Here is an 11,786-nt window from a genome sequence, read left to right as displayed (position 1 = left end):
AGTGCTCCTCGCGATCGACACCTCCGCCGGAACGGGCGTCGCCGTGATCGACCCCGACGGCCGCGTGCTCGCCGAGCGCCAGGAGGCCGACACCATGCGGCACGCCGAGGTCATCGGCACCCTCCTCGACGAGTGCCTCTCCGCGTCCGGCGTCGAGCGCTGCGACATCCGCGTCGTCGTCGCCGGCATGGGCCCGGGTCCCTTCACGGGCCTCCGCGTCGGCATCGCCGCGGCCCGCGTGCTCGCGACCGGCCTCGACGTCCGCGTGATCCCGGTCGTCAGCCACGACGCCGTGGCGCACGACCACTACGCGGCGGGCGCCACCGGATCGCTCGTCGTCGTCACCGACGCCCGCCGCCGGGAGCTGTACTGGTCGGTCTACCGCGCCCCCGTCGACGGCGGCGTCGCCGAGCGCACCGCGGGTCCCGGCCTCAGCAAGCCCGACGACGTGCCCGCCGCCGACCATCGCATCGACGCCGCCGGGATCCGCGCCGCCTCCCTCGCGCAGGTCGCCCGCCGCATGGACGAGCTCGACCTGCCCTTCGCCGCCGACGAGGCCCTGTACCTCCGCTCGCCCGACGTCACGGTGTCGACCGGCCCGAAGCGGGTCACGTCGTGACCGTACTGTTCCGCCCGGCGACCATCGACGACCTCGCCGCGCTCATGCACCTGGAGACGACCACGTTCGTCACCGACGCGTGGTCGTCCGACGCGATGCGCGGCGAGCTCACCTCCCGTCACGGCTGGTACGTCGTGGCTGCCGACGAGGCCGACGGCGGGATCCTCGGCTACGCCGGCTTGTCCTGCCCGCGGGGGGCGCAGGCGGCCGACGTGCAGACCATCGCCGTCGCCGAGTCCGCCCGGGGCCGCGGCATCGGCCGCGCACTGCTCACGCGCCTCGTCGCCGAGGCCCACGCCCGCGGCGCGCGCGAGGTGCTGCTGGAGGTGCGCGCGGACAACCCTGTCGCCCAGGCGCTCTACACCTCGCTCGGCTTCGAGCCCATCGCCGTCCGCCCGCACTACTACCAGCCCGACGACGTGGACGCGGTCGTGATGCGCGTCGCCCTCGGCGGCACCCCGCCGTCGATCGCCGAGCCCCGCGACGCCGCGGCCTCCGCCACGGGCGGTCCCGGAGTCGGCACGGAGGCGCGAGCCGACGACGACGCCTGCGTCGACGAGGACGAGTGCGACGCGACCGCCGGCCCCCTCGTCCTCGGCATCGAGACCTCCTGCGACGAGACGGGCATCGGCATCGTCCGCGGCCAGACCCTCCTCGCCAACGTCATCTCCAGCTCCATGGACGAGCACGCGCGCTACGGCGGTGTCGTGCCCGAGGTCGCGGCCCGCGCGCACCTCGAGGCGCTGACCCCGGCCATCGACGCGGCCCTCGAGGACGCCGGCGTCACGCTCCGCGAGCTCGACGCGATCGCGGTCACCGCGGGCCCCGGCCTCTCGGGCGCGCTGATGGTGGGCGTCGGCGCGGCGAAGGCGCTCGCCGTGGCCCTCGACATCCCGCTGCACGGCGTCAACCACCTCGTCGGCCACGTCGGCGCCGACCTGCTCAGCCTCGACGGCGGATCCGGCCGCCCGCTCGAGACCCCGTCCATCGCGCTCCTCGTCTCCGGCGGACACACCTCGCTGCTGCTCGTGCGCGACCTGGTCGACGACGTCGAGCTCCTCGGCGAGACCATCGACGACGCCGCGGGCGAGGCGTTCGACAAGGTCGCCCGCGTCCTCGGCCTGCCGTACCCCGGCGGCCCGCACATCGACCGGGTCGCGGCCGACGGCGACCCGAGGGCGATCCGCTTCCCCCGTGGCCTCTCCCTCCCCAAGGACATGGAGCGCCACCGCTACGACTTCTCGTTCTCCGGTCTCAAGACCGCGGTCGCCCGCTGGGTCGAGAAGCGCCAGGACGCGGGCGAGCCCGTGCCGGTCGCCGACGTCGCCGCGAGCTTCCGCGAGGCCGTGGTCGACGTGCTGCTCACGAAGGCCGTCGCCGCGTGCGTCGACCACGGGATCCCGCGCCTGCTGCTGGGCGGCGGCGTCGTCGCGAACGCGCGCGTGCGGGAGCTCGCGGCGGAGCGGTGCGCGGCCGCGGGCATCGAGCTGCGGATCCCGCCGCTGTCCCTCTGCACCGACAACGGCGCGATGATCGCGGCCCTCGGCGCCCGCCTCGTCACCTCCGGGCGTGCGCCGTCCGGCCTCGCGTTCGGCGCCGACTCCACGCTCCCCGTCACCGTCGTGCAGGTCGGCTGAGCCGGCGCACTGCAGCGACGCGCCGTGCGCATTGCATCCATTGCGCGCGTCCTCTCGCGCCGGGCCCGGAACACGGTATGTTCCCAGGGACGAAAGGAACCACCATGACCGATCCGCAGAATCCGGACCGCTCCTCCGACGACTTCCCGCCCGCACCGAGCCAGCCCTCCTACCCGGCGGCGCCCGCGGCCGGATCCGGCTCGCCCTACGCGGCCCCCTACCAGCCCGGCCAGGGCGGTGCGCCCAAGAAGGGCCTCGCCATCACGTCGCTGGTGCTCGGCATCGTGTCGCTGGTGCTCTCGATCCCCCTTTGGTTCCTCACGTTCTTCGTGGGCATCGCGGCGATCGTCACGGGCGTCCTCGCGCGCAAGCGCAACCCCGGCACCAAGGGCTTCTGGCTCACCGGCCTCATCCTCGGCATCGTCGGCGTGCTGGTCAGCGTGCTGATCGGCATCTTCGCGCTCGTGGTCCTCAACGCCATCAGCACCGGCCAGATCAACGGCACGCCGATCCCGATGCCGTCCGGGCGCTAGCACGCACCACCGCATCACACGCGCGGCCGTCCCCTCGGGGCGGCCGCGTCGTCGTGTCCGGGCAGCGGCCCGGCGGTCGGGCGTCAGCCCGCGTGCACCCCGTGCCGGTCCGCGAGGATCGCCACGCGCCGCCCGCCCACGCGCGTCGCGATGAGCGTCGCCGACGCGTCGCCCTTCAGCTGGAGTCGCGTCCGCAGCCGCGCCGGATCCACGTCGACTCCGCGCTTCTTGATCTCGAGCGTCCCGATGCCGCGCGCCCGCAGCTCGCGCTTCAGCCGCTGCTCGTCGAGCGGGAGCACCTCGCGCACCCGGAAGCCGCGCGCGAACGGCGTCGCCTGCTCCCGGTCCGCGGTGATCCAGGCGATGCCCTCGCCCACCATCCGCCCGTCGAGCGAGCGCGCGAGGTCGCCGATGAGGCGCGCGCGGATCACGGCGCCGTCCGGCTCGTACAGGTGCTCGCCGAGCTCGCCGAGCTCCGCGTCCGCGCTGTCGGCCGCCGCGGTGAGCTCCGCGTGCGACCCGCCGCTGATCACGAGCGCCGCCCGTCGCACGCCGTCGCGCCGCGTCGGCCCGAACCACAGGCCCATCTCCACGGCCTGCCCGTCGACCGACACCCACTGCGCCTCCGCCTCCGCGGGGATGAGGTCGCGGTCGAGGCCCGGGCCGAGCTTGATGCCGGCGGCGCGCCCCGCCGCCCGCTCGAACGCGGCGGCGAGCGTGGGGGAGTAGGCGTCCGGATCCGAGATGCGCCGCGTCGACGAGTGCCCCTCCGTGCGCCGCGCCGGATCGAGGTAGACGCCGTCCACGCGACCCACGTCGAACGCCTCGGCCGTGCCCTGCTCGACGACCGCCTCGGGGAACGGCGCGAGGTTCCAGCCGGCGATCGCCGCGGTCACCTCGTCGCGCTCGACCGCCGTGACGCGGATCCCGATGGCCGCCATCGCCATCGCGTCCCCGCCGATCCCGCAGCCGAGGTCGGCGACGTGCGCGACGCCGGCCTGCTGGAAGCGGCCCGCGTGCTGCGCGGCGACCGGCAGCCGGGTGGCCTGCTCGAGCCCGGCCTCCGTGAACAGCATGCGCTCGGCGAAGTCGCCGAACTTCCCCCGCGCCTTCGCGCGCAGGCGGGACTGCGTGAGCACCGCGCGCACCCGCTCGGGGGAGTGGCCCTCGGCGCGCAGGGCGCTCACGATCCGCACGGCGTCATCGCCGGGCTGAGGCTCGGGCAGGGAGTCGAGCAGGCGGAGCCCCTCGAGGGAGAGGACCTCGCGGAGGTCGGTCTGATCCATCCGCCCACCGTATCGGGGCCGCTCCCCACCGATTGGCACTCGCGTTGCGCGAGTGCAAGCGCGGCCCGTAGAATCTCACCTGGCACTCTCCCCCGGAGATTGCCAATGAAGTCTTGTCCCTTAGTCACGAAGGAAGAGGTCAACCGTGTCGGTCTCCATCAAGCCGCTCGAGGATCGCATCGTCATCCAGCAGGTCGAAGCCGAGCAGACCACCGCGTCTGGTCTGGTCATCCCCGACACCGCCAAGGAGAAGCCCCAGGAGGGCGAGGTCGTGGCCGTGGGCCCCGGCCGCATCGACGACAACGGCAACCGCGTCCCCCTCGACGTCGCCGTCGGCGACAAGGTCATCTACTCCAAGTACGGCGGCACCGAGGTCAAGTACGACGGCAAGGACCTCCTCGTCCTCTCCGCGCGCGACGTGCTCGCCGTCATCGAGCGCTGACGCTCCGCACGCAGCGACACCGCACCACGCACCATCGCACCACGCGAGAGCCCGGCCGACACGTTCGGCCGGGCTCCTGTGCGTGCGGGGCCGACGGTCGCACGCCGATGCCCTCAATGGGATCCCGCAGCTGTGGGGGAACACCGACCGGGTGCCTGGGATCTGTGACACTCGTCGAGTGCATGCCGTCCCGATCCTCGCCGCCTCCGCTCTACTCGCCCTCGCCTCCGACGACTCAGCGAGCCGCAGCCTGCTGGCCTCCGCTGTCACCGCGGCCCTCATGGGCCTGGTCTTCCTCGGAGTGGGTGCTCTGGCGTATTCCGGTGTGTGGCGATGGTGGGCCCGCATGAAGCGCCCCATCGTCACCATGTTCTACTTCCCGTACTTGCCCTTGGCGATCGGCTGGCTGGGCGTGGGTCTTCTGATCATCGGTGCTTTCATCCTCTTCCCGCCAGCCGCTCGCTTGCCCGTCATCTACCTCGGGATCTTCGTGGAGATCCTCGCGGTGTGCAGCGCCATGTGGATGCCTCGTGCGCTCCTGCCTCGGTGGTACCGGGCCGCGAAGGGGCTGGACGGAAGCACGTCGAGCGATCGTCGCTACCCGATCTCGGCGGGCAGCCCGTCGCCGACGCAAGCGGGGGCTGGACCGGCCGCTCAGGGCGGCGCGTCCGGGAAAGACGAGACCGCTGTCAATGACGCGGTCAGCCGGACGTTCGGCTCGGCGGACTGAGCCGAGGCTGACGTGGAGGAGATCGTCTGCTCACGGACGCTGTCGTGATGCGGTCGGCCGCAGGAGTAGTCCACGCCCTCGTCGTCGCGGGAGGTGCCCCGAGCGGCGACACGTCTGCTTCGATCTACGTCGAGTCCTTCCTCGTCGGTGTGGTGATGGTGGCGATCGGGGCGGTCGCGTACACCGGGCTGTGGCGTGCGTGGTCGAGGAACCGATATACCTATCCTTTGGGAATCGGTGTCATGGGAGTGGGAGCCCTCGCCGTATCCGCCGGCAGAGTGCTCCCACCCTTCCTCAGCTCGGTCTTCCTGTACCTCGGGCTGGGCATCGGCGTGGTGGGTGCCATGTCGATGATCGGGGTCCCGAGGGTCCTGCTCCCTGCGTGGTACCGAGCGCGGATGGACATGGACTCTGATCGGAACGGTGAGGACCCGGTCGATCGGCCCTGAACGGCCCCGGCGATCGACGTGACATGCGCTGGCAAGTGTGGAAGCTCGGTCGAGTCGATCACCTGGACCCTATTGCTGGCGAATGCCCTCTCGCCTCAGCAGGTGAGGTGGAAAGGTGCTCAGGCTGTGGGCGACAGCCGGCGCAATTCCCACCATCTGCGAGGCTCAGCAGGTGCTCCCGTTCCGGTCGTCTCCTGCGTATTCATTCAGAGCGATGCTGAGCGAGACGAGCGGCGCGAGCGGAGGCATGTCCTCCCTCGGCATCGCGGCTGAAGGACTCGTGATGGCCATCGTGTTTCTCGCCATCGGGCTGCTGGCATTCTCCGGACTGTGGAGGTGGTGGGCTCGCTTGAAGCCCCCTGTGGTGAGCATCTACTACTTCCCGTATCTGCCGCTCGGCATCGGGTGGATGGGGGTGGGCTACGCGGTCATGGCTCCAGGGTTGTTCCTGCCTCCGGCGATCGAGATGCCGGTCATCTACCTCGGCGTGGCGATCGTGTTTCTCGGCTTGATCGGTATGCGCTTCATGCCCCGGGCGCTCCTGCCTCGGTGGTACAGGGCCGCGAAGGGCCTCGACCGCCGAGCGGCGGATGCGTCTCTAGGCGCCACATTCTCACGCGACTCGCCCAACGGGCGGGCGGGCGACGAGCGCGCATGCCCGGGTGCTGAGTCGCCGACGGGGACACGAGACGGCGTCGCGATGGAAGAAGTGATGAGGAAGGCCTTCGGGTCATCCGACTGAGTCGAGGTGTCGCTCCTCTCGCGCCCGGGAGGCGCCCATGCGTGCGTCGCTTCGGAAGGGACATCGAGCGGCGGCGAGACGCCTACATCGATGACTCTCCGGTGGGGCCCGTTCGTCGAGGTGATGGCTCGGAGCCGAGCCCGATGTCGACACCTTTTCCGGGGTCGGAGGAGGCGCGCACGAGGGTTGTGCTCCTGAGCGACCGCCGGCTCTCGAGGGCAGGGGGTGTGGGGGACGGCCGACGGGGTTCCCCCGATTTGTGAGACTCGGCAGGTGCTGCTGCTTCTGCTCCCGATCTCCGCTTCGTCATCCTCGACCGCGATCGTCGGCATGACGAGTGCCTCGAGCCAGGACGCGTCTTCCCTTGGCATAGCGGCCCGGTTGCTCGTCCCGGCGATCGTCTTCCTCACTGTGGGTGCTCTCGCCTACTCTGGACTTTGGAGGTCGTGGGCTCGGTGGAAGCCACCTGTGGTGAGCATCTACTACTTCCCGTACCTACCGTTGGGCATCGGCTGGACGGGAGTGGGCCTTCTCCTCGGGGCTGTGGCGCTCGTCCTGCCTCCTCCGGCTCAGATGCCGGTTGCATTCCTCGTAGTAGCCATCGTGGTGCTAGGCCTGATCGGCATGGGGTTCATGCCCCGCGTGCTCCTGCCTCGGTGGTACAGGGCCGCGAAGGGCCTCGACCGCCGAGCGTCGGAGTCATCTCGAGGTGCTGCTGTCTCACGCGATGCGTCCGCTGTGCGGTCGACCGTCGCGGGTTCGGAGCAGGACGCCCCGTCGCCGAAGGGGACACGAGACGGCGTCCCCTTGGAAGAAGTGATGAGGAAGACGTTCGGCTCAGCTGACTGATCGAGTCCTCGCGAAGGGTGCGGCGGCCCTACGTGCGAGATTCGGCCGCTCAGGGCGCTGAGCGGACTGCCTCACGTTCCGGCTCCCCCCAGAGCGGAAGTAGCTCGACGCCTCCCCTGTGCACAAGAGCGGTGCCGAACTCCTACCGCGTGTAAGGCTCCGCCCGTGTCCAGAATCTCGCCGATCATGCTTGCCTCGATTGCTACCGTCTCTCCTATCGTCGCGTCCGTCAGCGGTCGTCGTCACTTCGCGGCGGGACACCGGCCCACTGTGACGAACTCGTCCTCCTGGGAAGGCCGCGCGGCATGACCGGGCAGACCAGCGGCAACGGCTGGAGGATCGATCCCGACACGGTGAGGACCGTCCTCACCGCCACGCGCAATGACCTGTCCGGGCTGGACACCGCCAAGGCGGCAGTCACGAAGGCCATCGAAGGTGCCTCTGCTGTCGTCGGACCCAAGACAGCGGCAGCGCTCGCCCTCATCAGCGGGAATCCTCTCCTGTCCCAGATCGCCGCGGTCGACTCCGCAGTGGGCAAGGTCATCGACCAGACGCAGCTCGCCCTTGACGCTTACGCCCAAGGCGACGACGAGATGGCCACCAACCTCTCCCAGGGGGCGGGCCGATGACGTCATCCGATCCCGCGGACCGGCTGTCGGACATACCGAGCGCGGCCGATGTCGAGACTGCGGCTGCCGCCTTCGACAAGATCGGCGCGGCGATGGACGAGGCCATGCAGTCAATCACCCGATCATGGTCAGGCCTCTCGGCTGTCGACGTATTCGACACCCCTGACTCCGCACGACTATTCGATGCCCTCTCCTCCGCGCAGACGCTCTCGAGGACCCTTGGTGAGGATGCCGCCGCGGCGAAAGCGGCGCTCCTCGCCTATTCGACGTCTCTCGCCGACCTGCCGGCCAAGCGCAAGGAGGCGGCGGATTCCCTGGCGGCGGACAAATCATCCGAGGTTGCCACCGCGATTCCGCTCGCCCCGGGCATCATCGACGGATTCAACAACGAAGTCGACCATGCCGACGAGGAATGTGCAGAGGCTCTGCTCAAGCTGACGCGATACGCAGGCGATGCGCTCGTGGATGCGGTGCAGGGGATCGGCGAGACGCTGGAGCAGCCGGCCCTGAAGCTCGGGATCGATGGTGGTACGGACCTCATTAAGGATTCGCCGAAGGTCAAAGACGCATTTCACGCCGTGACGGACTTATTGGGGATCACGGAACAAGACGGCAACCACACTGCGGAGCCAGTCGTCGACGGCGCGCAACCTGCCTCTGAGCGTCTGACTGCGGCGGGCGACGAGGCCCTGGGTAGGCGTGTCGCCGAAGTCGGTGCTGCGGGGGAAGGAATCGCCCGAGGCTTAGGGGCCGCAGGCGTGCTGGTATCGGGTGCGGCGGCATTCGCCAATACGTACGACCACGATGAGGCGGAACATCCCGACTGGAATCCTACCGAGCGGGCCACACACGCGACGACGCATGCTGCGGTAGTTGCGGTAGGAGGAGTGGCGGGCAGCATAGTCGGCGGCGAGATAGGCACAGTCGCCGGAGAAGGCCTGGGCGCTGTGGTCGGCAGTGCAGTCTTTCCTCCGCTGGGTACCGTGGTCGGTGCGGAGATCGGTGGTTTCCTCGGCGGCCTTGCCGGAGGATATATCGGCGATAAAATAGGATCGACTTCAGGAGAGGGCTTCACCAACTTCGTTGATCACTTCTTCGGATGACGCGCGCGAGGCGATACGGCTACTTGAGTACTGAGAAAGCGATGAAATGACAGAGGACTGGACGGGCATCGAGACCCCGTGGCTGCACATGGAGATGCCCCCGACGTGGGAGAGGCTGCCGTCAGATGATGACCGCGCCGTCGCCATCGCGAACCCGAGCACGCCCGACGAGGGATTCCGGGCGAACGTCATCGTCGTGGTGCGCGCCTCGACGGAGACCGTGATCCAGCTCGGCGCGCGGAGCATCGCGGAGGGCCTGGTGTACCCGGGCTGGTCGCACGTGGTCTCGGACTCCGAATGGCGGCGTCCCGACACGACCGGGCGCGTGGTGAACTTCGTCCATGAGACCGCCGGGAGGTGCGTCGCCGTGACGCGCTCCGCGCTGGTCACCGGCTCGCACGTCCTCGAGGTGACGGCGAGCTGCGACATCGTCGACCGCTTGCGCTTCGAGGATCTGTTCAAGACGATCGCGCGCACTGCGCGAGTGGCGGTGCAGGCATGACCGGCATCAGGCTGGACGAAGAGGCCGTGGCACGCGGCGACGGCAGGCCGTTCGAGCTGGTCACCCGGGTCGCCGGGATGCAGCCGTACCCGGCCAGCTCGATCCTGCTCAGCCCGGCGGCGTGGGAGAAGCTGTGGTCGATCCGCAGGCGCGGGATCTTCGCGCGTCTCGGCGGCGACCCCGCGGAGGTGGCGGAGCTGTCCCGTGCGGGTCTGCTCGACCGGAGGGGTGGCCTGTCGGTGGCGAGCGAGGACCTCTTGCGTGTCCGCGCAACCGCGGTCCTGAACTTCGGCGGCACGGCAGACGCGCACGGTAAGCGGCGCACCTTCACCGGGTGGTACGTCGGCCGTGACGCGCTCGTCGCCGCGGAGATCCCTCAGGAAGACGGGTCGACGGTCATGTCCATCCACCGCACGACCTTCTCCGCGTCGCTGGGCCTGCTCATCTCGTGGCTCCGGATCGGGCCGGCATGGACCTTCGGTCACGACATCGGCGACGGCACGCACGATGCCGCTGCGGTGAAGCGGCGCATCGGCGCGGCGCCGGATGCGGAGATCCCGCTTCCCTCGGATGCCAGCCAGACCACGACCCGTGCGTGGCGCGCGGGGGAGTGGACCAGCTACTACGTCGGGTCTCCCGCCGCGGACATGGCGTTCCACCGGATCCGGACCGGAGAGGTCGGCTGGTTCAAGCCGGAGGAGCTGCCGGACGGCCGCGTCAGGCTGGCACCCGAGTCACCCCTCGACGTCATGCGCGACGTCGTCGGCCTGTTCCTGCAGGCGGTGCGCGCGACGCGCTGACCGAGGCTGGTCCATATGCGCGACGCTCCGGCGGTGTCGATGCCACCGTGACCTCTCGTCCAGGAAGCGGCAGGTCATCGGAGACGAGTCGGCTGACGTGAAGACGGAAGGTCAGAGGAGATGGATGCCCACCCACGATGACGCCCTGATGCAGGACTGGGCGACGATCGAGAGCTCGCTGGCGACGGTCGAGATCCCCGACTTCTGGGAGGCTCTGCCCTCCGAGGACGACCGTGTGCTCACGGTCGCCGAGCGAACCGGGCGGAAGAGCACCTTCCGGGCGAACATCGTGGTGGTAGTGCGCCCTTCCATCGAGACGGTGGAGCAGCTGGGTGCGCGTTCGGTCGCCGAGGCGCTGGCGCTCCCGGGCTGGTCCCATGTCGTGGCCGACAAGGAGTGGCTGTACCCGGGGCTCACGGGGCGCTACGTCAAGTTCCTCTACGAGGCGTCCGGGGTGTGCGTGGAGGTCACGCGCCGAGCTCTCGTCACCGAAACCCAGGTGATGGAGGTCACCGCCAGCTGCGACGTCATGGACACGCTGCAGTTCGAGGTCGTGTTCAGCCGGATATCGCGCACCGCACAGCTGAAGGGCATCGCATGATCGACATCGCATTGGATGACGAGGCGAGCTCCCAGAACGAGGGCAAGCCCTTCGAGCAGCTCGTCGGCGTCGCGTCCCAGCAGCCTTTCCCGCTCGGCGAGATGCGGATGAGCCGCGCTGCCTGGGATCAGTTGTGGCTCATCAGGCGACGCGGCATCTTCGCCCGGGTCGGACGAGCCCCGGGCGAGACCGACGAGCTCCGCGCCCTCGGCCTCCTCGATCGACTCGGCGGGCTGACCCCCGCGGGAGAGGGTCTGCTGCGCGTCCGTGCGACCGCGAAGATCGTGTTCGGGGTGCTCGCGGACACCGGCCGACGACGCCGGATCCTCAACAGCTGGTACTCCGGCAGGGAGGCCTTGGTCGTCGCCGAGCTCCCCCTTCCCGACGGCTCCACCGTCATGTCCATCCACTCCACGACCATGTCGGCGTCCTTCGGCCTCCTCATCTCCTGGATGCGCATCGGTCCCGCGTGGGCCTTCCCCCACGGAGAAGGGCGGGGCGAGTTCGACGCTGACCTGATCACCCACCGCATCGACGCGGCGCCCGGCAACGAGCCGGCAGTCCCCGAAGGCGCGAGCTGGATGACCGCCCGAGCCTGGGCTGCCGGGGAGTGGACTCGATACACCGTCGCCTCGCCCCAGGCCGGCATCAAGTACGAGGCCATCCGGACAGGCGACGTCGGCTGGTTCCAGCCGGAGGACCTGCCGGACGGACGCGTGCGACTCGCCGTCGTGTCCGGCACCGATGTGATGCGGAGCGCCCTCGAGCTGTTCTTCGACACCATGGCCGCTCTCCGCAGGTGAGGCCGCGGCAAGAGCGCGCTCGGGTGACGCGTGGACCAGTCGCGGAGCACCTCTCGGACCG

At 70.0% G+C, this 11,786-nt stretch carries 15 protein-coding genes; 14 read left to right on the top strand and 1 reads right to left on the bottom strand.

Features of this window, described 5'->3' with window-relative positions:
- The first annotated feature begins 1 nt into the window (after window position 1).
- The 3 genes from tsaB (at window position 2) to ACU4ZT_RS13625 (ending at window position 2,789) form a co-directional block, all read left to right on the top strand.
- Window positions 2-619, top strand: coding sequence for a tRNA (adenosine(37)-N6)-threonylcarbamoyltransferase complex dimerization subunit type 1 TsaB (gene tsaB / locus ACU4ZT_RS13635; protein ID WP_445337366.1), 618 nt, complete (start codon window positions 2-4; stop codon window positions 617-619).
- Window positions 616-2,256 (top strand): tRNA (adenosine(37)-N6)-threonylcarbamoyltransferase complex transferase subunit TsaD, encoded by a 1,641-nt coding sequence (tsaD, locus tag ACU4ZT_RS13630; RefSeq protein WP_445337365.1) that lies wholly within the window; start codon window positions 616-618, stop codon window positions 2,254-2,256. The genes tsaB and tsaD overlap by 4 nt, the downstream gene beginning before the upstream one ends.
- A gap of 104 nt (window positions 2,257-2,360) precedes the next feature.
- Window positions 2,361-2,789: a DUF4190 domain-containing protein gene (locus tag ACU4ZT_RS13625; protein ID WP_063070825.1), complete on the top strand. Its 429-nt coding sequence runs from the start codon at window positions 2,361-2,363 to the stop codon at window positions 2,787-2,789.
- An 83-nt stretch (window positions 2,790-2,872) separates the two neighbouring features.
- Here ACU4ZT_RS13625 and ACU4ZT_RS13620 read toward each other — a convergent pair whose 3' ends face one another.
- Window positions 2,873-4,075, bottom strand: coding sequence for a class I SAM-dependent methyltransferase (locus ACU4ZT_RS13620; protein ID WP_445337364.1), 1,203 nt, complete (start codon window positions 4,073-4,075; stop codon window positions 2,873-2,875).
- 145 nt (window positions 4,076-4,220) lie between these two features.
- Here ACU4ZT_RS13620 and groES point away from each other — a divergent pair, with 145 nt between their 5' ends.
- The 11 genes from groES to ACU4ZT_RS13565 all read left to right on the top strand — a co-directional run bounded on the left by groES (window position 4,221) and on the right by ACU4ZT_RS13565 (window position 11,725).
- Window positions 4,221-4,517, top strand: coding sequence for a co-chaperone GroES (gene groES, locus ACU4ZT_RS13615; protein WP_063070827.1), 297 nt, complete (start codon window positions 4,221-4,223; stop codon window positions 4,515-4,517).
- Window positions 4,518-4,695: 178 nt separating this feature from the next.
- Window positions 4,696-5,247 carry a hypothetical protein gene (locus ACU4ZT_RS13610; protein ID WP_445337363.1) on the top strand — a complete coding sequence of 184 codons (552 nt, stop codon included), beginning with the start codon at window positions 4,696-4,698 and terminating at the stop codon, window positions 5,245-5,247.
- Window positions 5,248-5,294: 47 nt separating this feature from the next.
- Window positions 5,295-5,696 (top strand): hypothetical protein, encoded by a 402-nt coding sequence (locus tag ACU4ZT_RS13605; RefSeq protein WP_445337362.1) that lies wholly within the window; start codon window positions 5,295-5,297, stop codon window positions 5,694-5,696.
- 214 nt (window positions 5,697-5,910) lie between these two features.
- Window positions 5,911-6,438, top strand: coding sequence for a hypothetical protein (locus ACU4ZT_RS13600; RefSeq protein ID WP_270981786.1), 528 nt, complete (start codon window positions 5,911-5,913; stop codon window positions 6,436-6,438).
- Between the two features lie 273 nt (window positions 6,439-6,711).
- Window positions 6,712-7,287 (top strand): hypothetical protein, encoded by a 576-nt coding sequence (locus tag ACU4ZT_RS13595; RefSeq protein ID WP_131798097.1) that lies wholly within the window; start codon window positions 6,712-6,714, stop codon window positions 7,285-7,287.
- Between the two features lie 305 nt (window positions 7,288-7,592).
- Entirely contained in the window at window positions 7,593-7,916 is a 324-nt protein-coding gene (locus ACU4ZT_RS13590; protein WP_445337361.1) for a DUF6507 family protein, read from the top strand.
- Window positions 7,913-9,019, top strand: a complete 1,107-nt coding sequence (locus tag ACU4ZT_RS13585; RefSeq protein WP_063070833.1) for a hypothetical protein — start codon at window positions 7,913-7,915, stop codon at window positions 9,017-9,019. Before ACU4ZT_RS13590 ends, ACU4ZT_RS13585 begins: the two co-directional genes overlap by 4 nt.
- A 46-nt stretch (window positions 9,020-9,065) precedes the next feature.
- Window positions 9,066-9,521, top strand: a complete 456-nt coding sequence (locus ACU4ZT_RS13580; protein WP_063070834.1) for a hypothetical protein — start codon at window positions 9,066-9,068, stop codon at window positions 9,519-9,521.
- Between the two features lie 26 nt (window positions 9,522-9,547).
- On the top strand, window positions 9,548-10,321 hold the full coding sequence (locus ACU4ZT_RS13575) for a hypothetical protein (RefSeq protein WP_445337360.1): 774 nt from the start codon (window positions 9,548-9,550) through the stop codon (window positions 10,319-10,321).
- Between the two features lie 124 nt (window positions 10,322-10,445).
- Complete coding sequence (locus ACU4ZT_RS13570) at window positions 10,446-10,922, top strand: hypothetical protein (protein ID WP_445337359.1); 477 nt, start codon at window positions 10,446-10,448, stop codon at window positions 10,920-10,922.
- Complete coding sequence (locus ACU4ZT_RS13565; RefSeq protein WP_445337358.1) at window positions 10,919-11,725, top strand: hypothetical protein; 807 nt, start codon at window positions 10,919-10,921, stop codon at window positions 11,723-11,725. Before ACU4ZT_RS13570 ends, ACU4ZT_RS13565 begins: the two co-directional genes overlap by 4 nt.
- Window positions 11,726-11,786: the final 61 nt, after the last annotated feature.

Source organism: Clavibacter davisi, assembly GCF_052751415.1.
Note: the sequence above shows the minus strand (reverse complement) of the source record. Positions and strands in the feature narration are given on the sequence as shown.